This is a genomic window from Rhodococcus sp. 008 (assembly GCF_001682295.1).
Taxonomy (GTDB): Bacteria; Actinomycetota; Actinomycetes; order Mycobacteriales; family Mycobacteriaceae; genus Rhodococcus_F; species Rhodococcus_F qingshengii.
This window is the reverse complement of sequence record NZ_CP012749.1, coordinates 3,413,287-3,429,132: the sequence shown is the minus strand read 5'-3', so window position 1 is coordinate 3,429,132 and position 15,846 is coordinate 3,413,287. Positions and strand designations below refer to the sequence as shown.

At 65.8% G+C, this 15,846-nt stretch carries 11 protein-coding genes and 1 pseudogene; 9 read left to right on the top strand and 3 right to left on the bottom strand.

Annotated features, from left to right (window positions below; translation table 11 throughout):
• Nucleotides 1-5: 5 nt before the first annotated feature.
• From AOT96_RS15900 to AOT96_RS36440, 4 genes are all read left to right on the top strand, one after another.
• Nucleotides 6-473: a universal stress protein gene (locus AOT96_RS15900; protein WP_003945900.1), complete on the top strand. Its 468-nt coding sequence runs from the start codon at nt 6-8 to the stop codon at nt 471-473.
• Nucleotides 474-518: 45 nt separating this feature from the next.
• Nucleotides 519-1,607, top strand: coding sequence for an isochorismate synthase (locus AOT96_RS15895; protein ID WP_065351998.1), 1,089 nt, complete (start codon nt 519-521; stop codon nt 1,605-1,607).
• A 129-nt stretch (nt 1,608-1,736) separates the two neighbouring features.
• Nucleotides 1,737-1,910 (top strand): DUF2613 domain-containing protein, encoded by a 174-nt coding sequence (locus AOT96_RS34705; protein ID WP_003945488.1) that lies wholly within the window; start codon nt 1,737-1,739, stop codon nt 1,908-1,910.
• 43 nt (nt 1,911-1,953) lie between these two features.
• Complete coding sequence (locus AOT96_RS36440) at nt 1,954-6,288, top strand: alpha-(1->3)-arabinofuranosyltransferase (RefSeq protein ID WP_065351997.1); 4,335 nt, start codon at nt 1,954-1,956, stop codon at nt 6,286-6,288.
• Between the two features lie 71 nt (nt 6,289-6,359).
• Here the strand turns inward: AOT96_RS36440 and AOT96_RS34700 are convergent.
• Nucleotides 6,360-7,289, bottom strand: a pseudogene (locus AOT96_RS34700) (acyltransferase family protein); the annotation flags it as partial.
• A 288-nt stretch (nt 7,290-7,577) separates the two neighbouring features.
• On the opposite strand from AOT96_RS34700, the gene AOT96_RS15885 reads away from it, so the two are divergent.
• Together AOT96_RS15885 and AOT96_RS15880 are read left to right on the top strand one after the other, a co-directional pair.
• Nucleotides 7,578-8,711, top strand: a complete 1,134-nt coding sequence (locus AOT96_RS15885; protein WP_065351996.1) for a DUF3068 domain-containing protein — start codon at nt 7,578-7,580, stop codon at nt 8,709-8,711.
• A 169-nt stretch (nt 8,712-8,880) separates the two neighbouring features.
• On the top strand, nt 8,881-9,837 hold the full coding sequence (locus tag AOT96_RS15880) for an ABC transporter substrate-binding protein (protein ID WP_065351995.1): 957 nt from the start codon (nt 8,881-8,883) through the stop codon (nt 9,835-9,837).
• On the opposite strand, the gene AOT96_RS15875 is transcribed toward AOT96_RS15880, so the two are convergent.
• On the bottom strand, nt 9,818-11,044 hold the full coding sequence (locus AOT96_RS15875) for a lipopolysaccharide biosynthesis protein (RefSeq protein WP_065351994.1): 1,227 nt from the start codon (nt 11,042-11,044) through the stop codon (nt 9,818-9,820). The genes AOT96_RS15880 and AOT96_RS15875 overlap by 20 nt on opposite strands.
• A 33-nt stretch (nt 11,045-11,077) precedes the next feature.
• On the opposite strand from AOT96_RS15875, the gene AOT96_RS15870 reads away from it, so the two are divergent.
• A complete protein-coding gene (locus tag AOT96_RS15870; protein ID WP_065351993.1) occupies nt 11,078-12,817 on the top strand; it encodes a hypothetical protein in 1,740 nt (579 codons plus the stop codon).
• Here AOT96_RS15870 and AOT96_RS15865 read toward each other — a convergent pair.
• Nucleotides 12,764-13,978 carry a glycosyltransferase family 4 protein gene (locus AOT96_RS15865; RefSeq protein WP_042452597.1) on the bottom strand — a complete coding sequence of 405 codons (1,215 nt, stop codon included), beginning with the start codon at nt 13,976-13,978 and terminating at the stop codon, nt 12,764-12,766. The two genes, AOT96_RS15870 and AOT96_RS15865, sit on opposite strands and share 54 nt — an antisense overlap.
• A 173-nt stretch (nt 13,979-14,151) precedes the next feature.
• Here AOT96_RS15865 and AOT96_RS15860 point away from each other — a divergent pair, with 173 nt between their 5' ends.
• Nucleotides 14,152-14,922, top strand: coding sequence for a class I SAM-dependent methyltransferase (locus AOT96_RS15860; RefSeq protein ID WP_003945692.1), 771 nt, complete (start codon nt 14,152-14,154; stop codon nt 14,920-14,922).
• A gap of 4 nt (nt 14,923-14,926) precedes the next feature.
• The gene (locus tag AOT96_RS15855; protein WP_065351992.1) at nt 14,927-15,814 is read left to right on the top strand and encodes an ROK family protein; all 888 of its coding nucleotides are present in this window, start codon (nt 14,927-14,929) and stop codon (nt 15,812-15,814) included.
• Nucleotides 15,815-15,846: the final 32 nt, after the last annotated feature.

The following is a 15,846-nucleotide window of genomic DNA, read 5'->3' as shown; positions in this document are numbered from 1 at the left end:
TCGTGATGCCACAAGGTCTGATGCTCATCGCGTACGACGGTTCCGACAACGCCAAGCGTGCAGTCGACTATGCGGGGCGTTTCCTCTCCGCCAATCGTGCTGTTCTCGTCACTGCCTGGGAGCCCATGGTTCGCCAGGCCGCTCGCATGTCCGGCCTGTCCGGGGTGATGCAACCGGAGTGGGTTCCCGACGACGACGTCGAGGACATCGCGTACACCGACGCCAAAGTCACCCTCGCCGAGGGCGTCGCACTGGCCGAGGCCGCAGGCCTGACCGTCGAAGGCAGAAGCGCCGAGTGCCGATCCGCGATCTGGTCTGCAATCTGCGAAACCGCAGACGAATTGGACGTCGACATCATCGTGACCGGCACCCGTGGCACTACGGGTTTGCGGTCGCTACTGCAGAGCAGCGTCGCGGATCATGTTCTGCGTCACAGTCATCGGCCGGTGTTGATCGTCCCTCCGGGGAAGTGACCTTCGCGCGTTCCTGATCCGTGGCCGACTAGTGTCGAAAGCACCATGGACGGTTTTGTTCTCTCGCGCCCCGATCACAGCGTGGTCACCCGCGGCGTACGACGCAGCTTCGACAGCTCCGACGCGGCCACCCACGCTCTGTCGGCAGGTACGACAAAGCTGATCGTCGGAGCGCTCCCCTTCGACCCGGCTGCCGCAACGGCGTTGTACGAACCTGCCGAGGCGACGATCGCGTCGCGGCCGTGGCAACCGCGCGATCCCCAGACCCTGCCCACGACCCGGGTTGACCGAGAGATCCCGTCGTCGTCGGAGCATCTTCGTCGAGTGGAAAAGTTGATCGGACGCCTCCGCAGTGGAGAGATCGACAAGGTTGTCGCGGCTCGCACTGTGGAACTTCGCACGCAGACCCCGATCTCCCCAACCGCGCTCGCCGCACGCATGGCGGCGCTCAATCCCGTCGCCAACACCTTTGCCGTCGACCTCTCTGCTGCGGGAGCCGAATTCGAGGGCCACAGCCTGGTCGGCGCGACGCCCGAAGTATTGGTCAGTCGACGCGGGCGCGTCGTGACGTGTCGCCCGTTGGCCGGGACCACCAAGCGATCCGCCGACGCCGATCAAGACCGCGAGGCAGGCGAAAGCCTTCTGCATTCGACGAAGAATCTGGCCGAGCACGCCTTCGTGACGTCGTGGATCCGCCAGGTCCTGCAACCGATGTGCAGTGATCTGTCGGTGCCGGCAACTCCCGAACTGACCAATACTCACGAGGTCTGGCACTTGGCCAGCCCGATCCGCGGCACACTGCGAAACGACACCACTGCGCTCGACCTCGCCATCGCGCTGCATCCGACGCCCGCGCTGTGCGGAACACCCACCGACGCGGCACTGAAGGTCATCCGCGAGACCGAGGAGCCTCGGCGTTTCTACGGCGGCGCCGTGGGATGGTGCGACGAGGCCGGTGACGGCGATTGGGTGGTTGCCATCCGCTGCGCCGAGATCAGTGCAGACGGCCGCAACGCCTGGGCCAGCGCGGGTGGTGGAATTGTCGCCGAATCGGATCCGCAGGACGAACTCGACGAGACATCTACGAAACTGCGCACTCTGTTGACCGCGCTTGGCGCCGAAACCCTCGACTGACCAGCACGTCACGAGGGTAATCGTCCGGATTCTCGAGTGCGGGTGATACCTTGACCCGAGCAGTTCGTACGGGCCGGTAAGTCCGTCCGACCGCGAACGACCGACTAACGACCAATTGGGAGATCCGCGATGACGAAGTTCCTTGTCCCCGGTGTGGCCAGCGCTGTCATCGGTGCCGTTCTGGGTGCCGGCGTCATCTTCGGTGTCACGGCCGCCGCGTCGGACAACACTCGTCCCGAGATCGACCGCAGCGGAAACGCAGATTCTTCCGTGCTGAACCAGGTTGAGTACGGCAGCCGCTGAGAGCGCAGGCCTCGCGAGTTCCCGTTCTTCCGCCGACGCAGCGGTGTCTTCGGTAGACACCGCCCCGTCGGCAGAGCCCCTGTCGAAGCGGTGGCTGTTCGGCGCCTCCGTCGTAGCGTTTCTTCTCACTTTTCTGCAATCGCCGGGTCTGATCACCGCTGACACCAAGTACGACCTGACGCAGAATCCGTTCGGTTTTCTCGAACGCGCCTCGCATCAGTGGAGTAGTCAGGCCCCGCTCGGCCAGGTTCAAAACCAGGCCTACGGATATTTCTTTCCGCACGGGCCGTTCTTCGCGCTCGGCGAGTTGGCGAACGTTCCGCCGTGGGTCACCCAGCGCATCTGGTGGGCGCTGCTTCTGATCGCAGGTTTCTGGGGCATCATCCGAGTTGCCGAGGCTCTCGGCATCGGCAGCCGTAGTTCGCGCGTGATCGCAGCGGTTGCCTTTGTTCTTTCTCCCCGCGTGCTGACCACGCTCGGTTCGATTTCCTCGGAAACCCTTCCGATGATGTTGGCGCCGTGGGTGTTGTTGCCGGTGGTTTTGGCCTTCGGCCCTGTGCGTGGAAAAGGAGTCCCTGGACTCCCTGACCACTCACGGGGGTTGAGGCGGTTGGCCGCACAATCCGCACTTGCCGTCGCACTCATGGGTTCGATCAACGCCGTCGCCACCGCCGCGGCCTGCCTGGTCGCGATCATCTGGTGGCTCTCGCACAAACCCAACCGAACATGGCTGACGTTCACCGCGTGGTGGGCGCTGTTCGTCGCTCTCGGCACCCTCTGGTGGATCGTGCCGCTACTTCTGCTCGGCAAGATCAGCCCACCGTTTCTCGACTACATCGAGTCCGCCGGTGTCACCACTCAGTGGGCATCGCTCGCCGAGATACTTCGCGGCACGGACAGTTGGACCCCGTTCGTCTCCCCCGAACGCATTGCCGGCGCCGTCCTGGTCACCCAACCCGCAGCAGTCGTCGCCACCGGCCTGGTTGCCGCCGCCGGCCTCGCCGGGCTCTGCATGCGGTCCATGCCTGCTCGCGGCCGGCTGACGCTCATCCTGTTCGTCGGTATCACCGGCCTGGCCGCGGGTTACGTGGGTGAACTCAGCTCGCCGGTGTCGGAGTCGGTGCGCCTGTTCCTCGACTCGGCAGGCGCGCCGCTGCGCAACGTCCACAAGCTCGAGCCGTTGGTCCGTCTGCCGCTGGTGCTCGGACTCGCACACCTGCTGGCCAAAGTGCCACTGCCGGGATCGGTTCCACTCGCCCGATGGCGCCGCGCGTTCGCCCATCCCGAGCGCGAACCGATGGTCGCACTGACCAGCCTGATCCTCGTTGCCCTCACCCTCTCGACCGCCTTGGCCTGGACGGGAAAGCTCGCTCCCCGCGGTGCGTATCCGGACGTCCCCTCGTACTGGAACGAGGCGGCGCAGTGGCTCGAGGACAACACCTCCCCCGGGTCGGAAGCCGAACGTGCCCTGGTCGTCCCGGGAGCGCCCTTCGGCAGCCAGGTGTGGGGTCTGACGCGTGACGAACCGCTTCAGGCGTTGGCGAGTACACCGTGGGCGGTGCGTGACTCGGTCCCGCTGACCCCTCCCGGCGCCATCCGAGCGCTCGATTCGGTGCAACGTCTCATCGCCGACGGACGTCCGTCGGACGGCCTCGCACAGACCTTGCTGGGGCAGGGCATCCACTACCTGGTGATGCGCAACGACCTCGACGGCGAAACGTCGCGCTCGGCCAGGCCGATACTCGTGCACCAAGCGGTCGACGGCTCTCCTGGAATCGAACGAGTCGCGCACTTCGGTGAGGACAACAGCCCCGAACCGATCGAAGGGCTGGTCGCGGACAGCGATCTGCGCCCCGGTTACCCGGCCATCGAGATCTTCGGGGTCACCCCGCCCGACGGCACCGCGGCGGTCAGCGGACCGTACTCCGTCGACCTGAACCAGGTTCCGCGCATACAAGGTGGGCCGGAATCGTCTGTGCGACTTCACGAAAGCGGGCTGGTTCCGGGGACCGGGCCGATGATTCTTGCCGCCGACGCCGAAGCTGCGGGACTGCCCGTCGATTCGGTCACCGTCACCGACACACCGCGCGATCGAGAAACCGATTTCGGTCAGGTCGACAACCACAGTTCCGCCCTGCGCACCCCCGACGACGCTCGTCGTACCTACAATCTGGTGCCCGACTACCCGGTTGCGAACACGCCTCTCGTGGAAGGCCGTTGGAGCGGAGCTTCGATCACCGTCTCCAGCGCCGCCTCGGATGCCACCCAGCTGGGCGGCACTTCACCGTCGAGCAGTCCCGCGTCGACGGTCGACGGCGATCCCGCCACCGGCTGGTTCAGCAACGGCATCGAGCGCGCACTGGGCCAGTGGTTGCAGATCGACTTCGACACACCGATTTCCAGTGGGTTGCTTCATCTGACCACCAGTGCCGCGGCAATCGGAGCTCCCGTCAAATGGCTCGAGGTCTCGACACCGAACGGCAGCACAGCGGTGAAGGTGGAGCGTCCCGGTGAGCCCATCACCGTCTCGATCCCGGGCGGCACCACTCCGTGGGTACGCATCACAGCGACTCACACCGAAAACGGATCGCCTGGAACACAGTTCGGCATCAGCGAACTCTCCGTCGAAGACTTCTCCGATCGCAGCGCACCGAAGACCGTACCGATCCGTTTCGACACGGTCCTGCCGAATACGCCGACGGGCGCATCCGTGAACGCCTGGAATCTGAGCCAGGAGTTCCCCGGTCGCAACGCGTGCGCGGACTCGACCGACCGCGTGCGGTGCAGCAATGCATTCATGGCGATACCCGAAGAGCCGAGCCGTTTCCAGCGCACACTCACGGTGCCCGAAAACACAGTCGTTACACCGACACTGACTGTCCGAGCGCGTCAGGGCAACGCCCTCGAAGATCTGCTTTCCGTCCCAGGCCGAATCACGGCTTCGGGTTCGAGCGACATCGGCGACACACGCGGATCTGCCTTCGCTGCCACCGACGGCGACGCACGCACCACGTGGTCGGCGCCGCAGAGCACCACCGAACCTGGCGGCCCGAAACCGACGCTGACTCTCAATCTTCCCGAGCCCACCCTGGTCACCGGCCTGGACATCACCCGGGGACTTGGCACTCTGCCGTCGCTGCCCACCAGCGTCGCGGTGAATCTCGGCAACGGGCCGCAGGTGCGAGAGCTGCCCGAACCCTCGGACGACACGCCTCGAACCAGTCGAATTACCCTCTCCCCCTTCGTCACCGACAAGATCGTCCTGAGCATCACCGATTGGGAACCGGTCCTCGATCAGACGGCGCTCGGCTTCGCCCAGGCGCAGCCCACCGGCCTCGCCGAGGTCGGCGTCATCGGTGCCGACGGAACCCCGATCGCCGGTTCGGGAGTGCAGGGCTCGGACTCATTCGACAACCGCACCGTCACCGTCACCTGTGGCGACGGTCCGACCATTTCGGTTGCCGGACAGCAATTCCCCACCTCGATCACGGCGACGGCGACGCAACTTCGGACCGGCGCACCCGTCGAGGCACGTGTGTGCGGTCTGGACGCGTCGGCGAGGTTGCCGGCGGGCCAGCCCGAAGTGGTCGTCGAACCAGGCCCCGCATTCTCGGTCGACAACCTCGACCTGGCGGCGGTCGGTCCTTCAGCCGCGCAACGGAATACACCGCTCGAATCGACCGCGTGGACGGCGAATCACCGCGAACTCACCGTCACGAACTCGTCCACCGATCAGCTGATCGTCAATCCCGAGAGCACCAGCATCGGTTGGATCGCCACGGCGCCGGACGGTTCCGAGCTGACGCCGGTGGTCGTGAACGGTTGGCAGCAGGGCTGGATCGTGCCGGCAGGCACCGCGGGAACCGTCACCATCGACTTCCCCAGCGACCGTTGGTACCGCCTCGGCATATTCGGCGGGCTCGTGTTGCTGATCCCGCTGCTGTTCGCGGCACTTGTCCCCACGCGCCGAGAGCCCAAGCCCCTCACACCACCCCGACCGTGGCGCAGCGTCGCGGCAGGATGGGTCGGCGTGCTCGCGGCGGCCACCGTCATCGGCGGCGGAGTGGGAGCGGCGATCGCAGTTGTGTGCTCGATCCTCGGACTTGCCGCGCTGCGAATCTTCGGCCCCGCTCGGACCGCACGCATTCTCGTCGGCACCGCCGGCGTAGCCGCGATGATCGGCATCACGCTGCTCTCGACCGGACCGTGGCGAGCACCGGGCGGCTATGTGGGCGACTCGTTCGCGATTCAGTTCTCGATGTTGGTGGCCTTGGTCGTGACCGGGTTGGCCGCGTTGCCCTTTGCCGGTTCACCGATATGGCGGCGCTTCTCCCAGCGCGTGACCGCGACGCGCGCCGGTTCCTCCACCAAGGCGTAACTGGCCGAGGCCACAGCGACGCTCAGGACGACCGTCAGCGCCAGGACGTAGAAGAAGCTGCCCGAGAACGGAACTATGCCGAACACGGGGAACACAGCGTTCAGTACGGCCAGGTGCCAGATGAACAGGCCGTAGGACCAGCGTCCGATTGCCAGCGCCAGCGGGCTCGCCAGGAATCGATGCTGCGATTGATCGCGCAACACCAATGGCGCGATCAACGAAAAACTGATGATCGCGCCGAGTGCAATCTTGATCGCGTACTGCCACGGCTCCGGCCGCACCAGACCTTCGGGCCCGGCCAGATCGGTGCACGAGAGAACGAAGGCCACAAACGCAACAAAAGTCAGGAGCACCCGCCGGTGCGCGAGGCGATGCACCCACGTCGACGGGCCCACGGCCAACTCGGCCAGCACCATGCCTGCGCCGAACCACGGCAGGTAGCCCGGCAGCCAGTTGTCGTGGTGAATGGCGTCCGGAGTCGGGATCGGAATGAAAGCCCACGTCAGCGCCAACACCGACACCCCGAGCAGAAGCGGTAGCCGGAACCGGGCCGAGTTTCCGCGTAGTCGCACCATCAGATACGCGAACAGCGGCAGCAGAACATAGAACGCAACCTCGACCGACAGGCTCCACATCTGCGTGAGGCCCTCGGTGAGTGTCAACGGCACGAACACCTGCGCCAACCCGAGATTCGCCAACCACACTTGGTAGCCCCCGCCGGCACCGGGCAGGAACAGCAGGATCAGCACCACCGCCACCCAGTACGCCGGCAGGATTCGCGTTGCACGCGAGATCCCATATCGGACCGTCGGCTGCGGTTGCCCGATTCCGCGGGCCTTTGCCGCGTGGGGGCGCCACAGGAGAAATCCGGACAAGGCAAAGAACACCGCTACGGCGAGATCGAGTCGACCGAACGCGCGCCCGAACGCGCCGGACTGCGCTTCACCGGTTTGGAACGCGACATGGGTGACGAGGACACCGAGCGCCGCCAATCCACGCATACCGTCCAAAGCCGGAACGAAGCCCCGAGCCTGTGGCGGGACCGTCTGAGGGGAATTCGTGGAACTGATCATCACGGATAAGTGTGCACCCCAGGCCGATTGAGGGAAACCACCAGGGACTCACAACAAAATGCCTGGCCAATTCATGCCCTCATGCGACAAACCGGGCCGGTGGACTGTTAGTGTTCTGCCACACATGGTGTCCATCGGGGGCCCCATGCGATCTGCGCAGCTCATATTGTGCCGGTTGGGGAACCTCGAAAGACTTAACGGGTTAGGAGTCACAGCATGGCGGAACGCTCAGGGCCGAGCCGGATACTTCCTTGCATTCTGGTGGGCCTCGGTGCCTTCCTTTTGGCCATCGCCATCCTCATTCCTACCTACACGGTAGGCAAGCTGGAGAAGACGCCACTCGACCTCGAGGTGACCACTGTCGCCACAGGCACCGGTAGCGTCCTCAACTCGGCGGCCCTCCTCGGCGGAAAGGCACAGGTCGACACCAACGTGCCGATCGTCGCTCAGCGCTACGTCACCACGCAGGACCCGTCCGACGCCGACATCATCACCGTCGAAGCCGGCCAGACCGTCCGTCGTACCGACAAGCAGGGTGACACCGGACTGCTGACCGCAACCCTGGACCGCGTCACGCTCGATCGCGTCAGCTCGATGCCGACCAACGATCCGGTCGGAACCGTCCAGACGTCCAGCGACCAGCCCGCCGAAGAAGTTTCCCGCGACGGTCTGCAGTACAAGTTCCCGTTCAACACGGAACAGAAGAGCTACCCCTACTTCGACCTGAACGCTCGCGCCACGAAGGACATCGACTTCGTCGAAGAGACCGAGATCAACGGTCTGAAGGTGTACCACTTCCAGCAGACGATCGATCCCGTCGACCTGTCGAAGGTCGTCAACTCCCCCACCAACAAGCTGAGCCTGCCCGCCGACACCTGGGGCGTTCCCGGTGGCGCTACCCCGATCACGATGACGCGTTGGTACACCAACGTCCGTGACCTGTGGGTCGAGCCCAAGACCGGTGTCGTCGTCAAGGGCCAGGAGCAGTTGCACCAGTACTACGGACGCAACAAGGATGCCGTCGACGTCGAGGTTCTCAAGGTCACGCTGCCCTTCGACGAAGCAACCATCGAGTACCAGGTCCAGCAGGCACGTGACGGCATGGACAAGCTCTCGCTGTTCGGCCGCACAGTCCCGATCGTGGCAGGTGTGCTCGGCGTCATCGCGCTGATCGCCGGTATCTTCCTCGGCATTCGCGGCGGCAAGGGCGGAACTCCGGCCCGCGCTGCACACGGCGGAACGAACCAGAATCCCAGCGGCCAGGGCTCGCCCGAGCCGGCTCCGGGTGAGCACGACTGGACCTCGGACGACACTCAGGTGATTCCGCGTCCGGATCTGCGCAAGGACTGATTCAGACAGTAAGCAGAGCGCCCCTTCCACACGGAAGGGGCGCTCTGCTGCGTTTCGGGGCTTTGTTGCCGGATCGGCGTACGGATTGGCGCAACGGGTCGTTCCCTCCGCGTGGTTGCGGGCTTAGCGTTTTCTGGAAGTCCAGACCACCCCGAACACGAGGAGCCACATGCCCGCATCAACAGTTCTGGGTTCGCACATCTGTGTCAGCGATCTGACGCGACGGAGGTTTGTTGTCGGCACGGCTGCATTCTCCGGGCTGTTCGCCGCCGGTTGCGCGAGGTCCGCCGGTACCGAGGGCGGTTCGGCCGGGATGCGCACGGTCACGACCTCGCTCGGAACCTACGACATTCCGGTCACCCCGAAGCGCGTCGTCGCCATCGACTCCAGACTCGACCTCGAACCAGCCGTCGCGATGGGCCTGCCGGTCATCGCGTACAGCTTCGACGCCGCCGAGCCGTGGGTTCCGGCCGATCCCACGGCACAGGTGTTCGAGGCACCGGTCAACGTCGAGGCAATTCTCGCGCTGGAACCGGACCTGATCATCTGCACCGACATCGGTGAGGCCTCCGACATGTGGCCGCTACAGCAGTTGAGCCAGACAGCGCCTGTGCTTCCGATGGACTTCACGCGTCCGTGGCGCGAGAACATCGATCAGCTGGCGAGTTGGCTGAATCGCACCGAGAACCCCGACGTCCGTCAGGTCATCGGAGCGTACGAGGACAAGGCAGCCGGATTGAAGGAACGCCACGCCCCGAGCTTGGCGAGCAAGCAGATCGTGCTGCTGAACTACGTGAATCAGAAGGTCAACGGCGTCAACCGCAAGGGCATCTCCACACAGGTGGCCGAAGACCTCGGCGTCCAGCTCCAGTGGCCGGTCGAGGGACAGAAGGAGATCTCTACCGAAAACCTCGTGACTGCCCTCGACTCGGCAGACGGAATGATCGTCACCACCGCGCCCGGCGTGGATCCCGTCAGCGACGACCGCGCGATGTGGAACCGTATCCGCGCAGTACAAGGAGACAACGTCGTCTACACGGGTGGGAACATCAACTACGGATCCGTCTACACCGCGATGCGTACGCTCGACTACTTCGACGATTTGTTCACGCGTCTGGAGAACTGACAGAGCCGCGAGGTGCCGGCCCGGCGCGGTCGGCACTTCGCACTGCGGCGACGGACACCGCCAACGCCGTCGTCGACGCAACCACCACGGCGACGCCGATCAACTCTCCCGGCGTCTTCGCCCACACCAGCATCACCGTCGCCTCCACGGCCAGTCCTGCCCACGCCAGAAGGGCCACTCGTGTGCGTTCTGACGCGATTGCGGACAGCAAAGCGCCCTGGAGTACCGCCAGCGCTGCACCGTGCAGAGCGAAGGCCCACAGCATCGGAGCCACGGCGGCGTACGCGTCGCCCACGAGCATCGGCACCAGCGGGCCGGCAACCGCCGCCCCCAGAACCAACACGGCGCCGATACCGACGAGCACCGCCAACGCCGAGCGAACCGCTTGCGCCGAGTGCGCCGGATTCGCCATCTTCGGGTACAGCACGACGCCCACTGCCTGTGGCAGCCAGAACGCCACCTTCGTCGCGACGGCGCCGAGTGCGTAGACACCGGCGTCGTACTCACTGAGGACGACGCGGACGATCAGCAGGTCCAGCGAAGACAACGCGATCAGCGCGAGCTGAACCTGAGACGCCGCGAGCACGGAGACGACGCCGATACGCACCGGCCGGTCCTCGCTCACCGTGACGGTTCGGTCGACCACTCGAACTATCGCCACCAGCAACGCAGTTCCGGCCGCGCCCGCGACCAATGCCGCGCCTGCTCCGCCGCCGAAAGCCAGAACGATCACTGCCGGAAGGACTTTCATCACCCCGGCCCCGGCCAGTACGGCGCTGAGAGTGCCGAATCGACCGTGTCCTTGCAACAACCCCTGCTCCGTGGCCAGCAGAACCAACATGGGCGCAGTCACCAATGCCGAGAACGACGCCACGATTCCGGTGTCGAGCAGCCACGCCATCGCCGGAGTGAGCGCCACCGCGAGGACGGCGACGATCGCGGTGCATCGATACCCCAACGACCGCAACGCATCTGTGCTCTTGCCACGCACCGCCTCGCGGGCGACCACCGTCTGCAACGCCAAAGCCGGAACCGCAAGTACCAACTGGGCGGCAAGCAGACTCGCGAACTCTCCGTAGCCGACCGGACCCAACCATCGGCTGGCCAACCATGCCAACAGGTACGACGCGACATTGGCCGTCATCGATCCCACCAAAACCATGCCGACCCCGGCCGCGGCGGCGCGATCGAGTGGTTGGCGAGGCATGGCAGTAATGATGCACCACGTATCGTGCGCGTCATGACAGTGCAAGCCGGATACCGCCGTTACCTGCCTGCGGCGTACAGCCTGGCGCTGGCACTGTTGATCCTCGGACCGCTGCTCGGCCCCGGCTACCTCCTGCTGCGCGACGCCGTCAGCACGCCGCGCTCGTACCTGACCGACTCCGCCCTCGGACTCACCGACGCCGCGGCCCGCGCCGTTCCCCAGGATGCGCTGATCGCAGCGTTGAGCACCGTGATCGACGGCGGACTGGTGGTCAAGTTCACCCTGCTCGTGGCGCTCTGGCTCGCCGGTTGGGGTGCGGCGCGCATGGTCGCCGTCCTACTGCCGACGGCCGGTGTCGGTCCACAACTCGTCGCGTCGACGGTGATGCTCTGGAACCCCTACGTGGCCGAGCGCCTGTTGCAAGGACATTGGAGCCTGCTGACCGGATATGCCGCACTGCCGTGGATCGTGTGTGCCGGAATCGGAGTTCGCCGAGCCACGCCCGGGTCCTGGTGGGCGTTGGCCGCGTCACTGGCATTCGCGGGCCTGACACCTACCGGCGCTCTGCTCGCTCTGACGGCCGCGCTGGTGGTGGTAGCCACCCCCGGAGGCCGAACCTCGGCCATGCGGCGTGTCTGCGGCACTATCGGACTGTTCCTCGTCGCCGCCTCGTCGTGGTTGGTCGCCACCTTCGTATCCGGAGCAGCAGGCGACGGTTCCGATCCAGCGGGAGTCGCCGCCTTTGCCGCCCGAGCAGAACCGGGACTCGCGACGCTCGGCAGCCTCGCCGGGCTCGGCGGTATCTGGAACTCGGCAGCGGTACCGTCCACGCGCACAACACTCTTCGCGTTGGTCGGAACAGTTCTTCTGCTTGTCGTGGTGTTTGCCGGTGTGCCCGCTCTATGGCGCCGACGCCGGAACCCCGTTGTCAGTGGACTCGGCGCGCTGGCCCTGTTCGCGGTGCTCGCTCCGACCCTGGGCGCTACTCCGTGGGGGCTCGACGTCGGCCGATGGTCGGTCGAGGTGTTCACCGGCGCCGGTCTACTGCGTGACGCCCAGAAGTGGGTCGCGCTGGCCGTACCGTTCTACGCACTCGCTGCCGCCGCCGCGGTGATGTGGGCGGGCAATCGGTTCTCCCTTCCCCGCCCGACATTCTCGATCGCCGCCGTCGTGGTGACGATCGTGGCGCTACCGGATCTGGTGTGGGGTGTCGGCGGCGCGTTGAAGCCCGTGCACTATCCCGGGTCCTGGACCGTGGTGGCCGAGCAACTACGAGACGAAACCGGTGACGTTGCAGTGCTTCCCGCCGGGATGTTCCGCGCCTTCCCCTACAGCGGTGATGCGCCGGTACTCGATCCAGCACCACGCTTCCTACCCCTCGACGTGCTGCAGACCGGCCAACTGGTGGTTGCCGGTGGTGCTGTCGGCGGTGAAGGAACCCGGGCCACCCAGGTCGAGGATGTGCTGCTTGCCGGCGGGAGTCCTACGCAGTTGGCCGATCTCGGAGTCGGATGGGTACTGATCGAGCGTGAGACACCAGGCCAGCTCGGCAAGGCGGCAGCGACACTCGCCGGGTTGGAACAGGTCTTTGCCGACAACGATCTCGAGCTCTACCGGGTACCGGGAGATGTTGCCGCGCACGAAGCCTCGACCGGCGCCCGAACGGCCGTCATAGTTGCGCATCTCGCCTGGATACTGATGGGCGTGATCGCGCTGATCTCAGTCGGACTGAACCAGAACCGAATTCGACTCGCGAGGCGCGGCCAGTCCTGAGACCCACCGACCGTCCTTGTGCGCGGTCAGCACCTCGAGCACTCCGGTGCCGGTCTGCTCCCAGGAGAACTCGCCCGACCACACCCGAGCTTTCTCACCGAGCACCGTGCGGAGTTCGTGGTCGCGGAGCAGGGTGCCTGCCGCCTGCGTCAGATCAGCAATGTCGCCGTCGCCGGCGTGCTCACCGCCGACCAACAGCCCGGTCACTCCGTCGACGATCGAATCGGTCAAGCCCTTGGAACTGCGGTAACCGATCGTCGGAACACCGTGCTGCGCAGCCTCGATGACCGCCAGGCCCCACCCTTCCTTCCGCGAAGGCATGAGGTGAATCCACGACTGCGCAAGGAGTTCATGTTTACGAGCCTCGTCGACGTGACCGTAGAACGAGACGGCGTCACCGATTCCCAACTCGGCGGCGCGATCTCGCAGGTTCTGCTCCCACCAACCACCACCGATGACGTCGAGATGGATGTCCGGAAGCGTAGGCCGCAGGGCTGCGACCGCTTCGAGTGCGTCCTCGATCTGCTTGTGCGGCACCAGCCGTGAGAGAACCGAGATGGTGGGACGCTCGGCCCTGGTGATCGATCCGCCCGCGTCGACGCCGACGGGGAGCCGATCGGCACCGTTACGCACCACGGCAATTCGTTCGCGCTCGACACCGAGGTCCACCAATTCTTCCGCTGAGGGAAGCGACACCGTCAGATACTGACTACGTCGATGGGTGCGCGGTGACAATCGCGATTCGACCCACCAGCCGATCCGGCCGACGAGCTTGCCTGCCACCGGCCACTGTTCGCGATGGCAGTGATGGACCAGAAGCGTGACCGGTGCACCCGCCACGGCCTTCGAGAAGAAGGGGATGCCGTTCTGGGTGTCGATCACCGCGTCGGGGCGGATGCCCTTGAGCGATCCGAAACCCAGACGTCCGGCGGCAATGGCGGCCAGAGCGCGGGGGTACACGCTGAAACGTCCACCGGCCCGGCTGATCGTGATGCCGTCTCGAACCTCCGACGCGGGCGCCCCGGGATACGACGCCGTCCGCAGCGTCACCTTGATACCTCGCTCGGCCAACTGGGATCCGACCTGCTCGAGGTAACGCTCGCTTCCACCGCCCTGGGGATGCCCGGTATCGCGCCAGCAGAGCAACAGAACCTCGCGCACGTGCGTTACTCCCTGAGTTGGTCGGTGGCCACCCCGGTTCGGGCGATCCTGCGGGATGCCCCGCCTGACCGGCCGGTAACCCTGCCGAACACCCTAACTGTTCGAGCGTCCGTATTGCCGCGCTCCTGACGGTGTTCGTGGACCGGGCGACCCAGTGGCTAAAGTTGCTACCCGTGACCAAGCCCGCAGTGACCCGCATTTTCGGCCGACGGGCAACCCTGAAACGCTCGTTCGGCCTGCTCAGCGACTTCCGCCACGAGCAGTCCGCGCCCGACATCTTCTACGGCGCGCTTGCGCGCGACTCCGTCGAATTGATCTCGGACCTGCACGAAGGTCACACCGGACGATCCCTCGACGGTCTCACTGTCCTCGACGTCGGCGGCGGTCCGGGCTATTTCGCGGAGGTCTTTCAAGCCGCAGGTGCCCGCTACATTCCCGTCGAACCCGATCCGTCGGAGATGCATGCTGCGGGTCTGACCGTGGGCGGCGCGGTGCGTGGATCCGGTTTGGCACTGCCGTTCCTGGACTCGTCCGTGGACATCTGCTTCTCCTCCAACGTGGCCGAACACGTCAGCGAGCCCTGGCTGATGGCCGAGGAAATGCTGCGCGTGACCAAGCCCGGCGGCTTGATGGTTCTCTCGTACACCCTGTGGTGGGGTCCGTTCGGCGGCCACGAAACCGGACCGTGGCACGCGCTGGGTGGCGAGTACGCAGCCAAGCGGTACCTACGCAAGACCGGACGCGAACCGAAGAACAGATTCGGGGTGTCGTTGTTCAAAGTCGGCGCCACGGACGGCTTACGCTGGGCCCGTGGAACCAGCCAGGGCACGTTGCTCGCCGCGATCCCGCGCTACCACCCGTCGTGGGCGTGGTGGATGGTCCGAGTCCCCGGTCTGCGGGAGTTCCTGGTGAGCAACCTCGTCGTGGTTCTCGAAAAGCGATAGCGACATGCGCCTCGCAGTCGACATCGGTGGTACCAAGATGGCTGCCGGGGTCGTGTCCGAGGACGGCCGCGTTCCCGTATTCGACAGCGTTCCGACGCCGCAGACCGACCCGTGGGGATCCTGTGCGGCGCTGCTCGAACGAGTCGCAGACGGCCGAGAGGTCGACGGTGTCGGCATCGCGTGCGCCGGGCCGGTGGACACCGTCGCCGGCGTCGTCGCTCCCATCAACATCACCGAGTGGGCACAAGGATTCGAGCTCGTAGCGGGCGTCCGCAGCCTCTTTCCCGACGCCGGAACCGCCCTCGCAATGGACGGAGCCGCAGCGGCATTGGCGGAGTTCCACCACGGCGCCGGACGCGGCACCCCGAACCTCCTGAGCCTGGTCGTCTCGACGGGAATCGGCGGAGGAATCGTTCTCGGCGGTGAGATTGCTCGGGGTCGCACGGGGAACGCCGGTCACATCGGCCACATCGTCGTTCCAGGATCTGCCGAACCGTGCAGCTGCGGGGGCGTCGGCTGCCTCGAGACGGTGGCAAGTGGACCGTCCGCGGTGCGATGGGCTCGTAGCCAGGGCTGGTCGGGGAACACCGGCCGTGAACTAGCCGAGGGTGCACGCAGCGGCGACGCGATCGCCGTGGACGCGCTTCACCGTGCAGGCACGGCGCTCGGTGGTGCCATCGCCTCGGCGGCTGCCCTCCTGGACGTGGACATCGCGGTGATCGGCGGCGGTTTCGCCCAGTCGGGTACACCGCTGTGGGAACCGATGCTCGACGCGGCTGCCCGACATGCCCGTTTGTCGTTCATCGCCGGGCTCCGGATCGTTCCCGCCGAGCTGGGTGGCGCCGGAACTCTGACCGGTGCGGGCTTGCTCGCGCTCACCGCCGTTATCTGACACGCGTTCTTCCCCGATAAATCCGCAGGGAG

Bases quoted from the DNA above. Each gene is read 5' to 3' on its own strand.
- AOT96_RS15900 (WP_003945900.1), top strand. From the start codon at position 6: ATGCCACAAGGTCTGATGCTCATCGCGTACGACGGTTCCGACAACGCC.
- AOT96_RS15885 (WP_065351996.1), top strand. From the start codon at position 7,578: ATGGCGGAACGCTCAGGGCCGAGCCGGATACTTCCTTGCATTCTGGTG.
- AOT96_RS34705 (WP_003945488.1), top strand. From the start codon at position 1,737: ATGACGAAGTTCCTTGTCCCCGGTGTGGCCAGCGCTGTCATCGGTGCC.
- AOT96_RS15875 (WP_065351994.1), bottom strand. From the start codon at position 11,044: ATGCCTCGCCAACCACTCGATCGCGCCGCCGCGGCCGGGGTCGGCATG.
- AOT96_RS15855 (WP_065351992.1), top strand. From the start codon at position 14,927: ATGCGCCTCGCAGTCGACATCGGTGGTACCAAGATGGCTGCCGGGGTC.
- AOT96_RS15870 (WP_065351993.1), top strand. From the start codon at position 11,078: ATGACAGTGCAAGCCGGATACCGCCGTTACCTGCCTGCGGCGTACAGC.
- AOT96_RS15880 (WP_065351995.1), top strand. From the start codon at position 8,881: ATGCCCGCATCAACAGTTCTGGGTTCGCACATCTGTGTCAGCGATCTG.
- AOT96_RS15895 (WP_065351998.1), top strand. From the start codon at position 519: ATGGACGGTTTTGTTCTCTCGCGCCCCGATCACAGCGTGGTCACCCGC.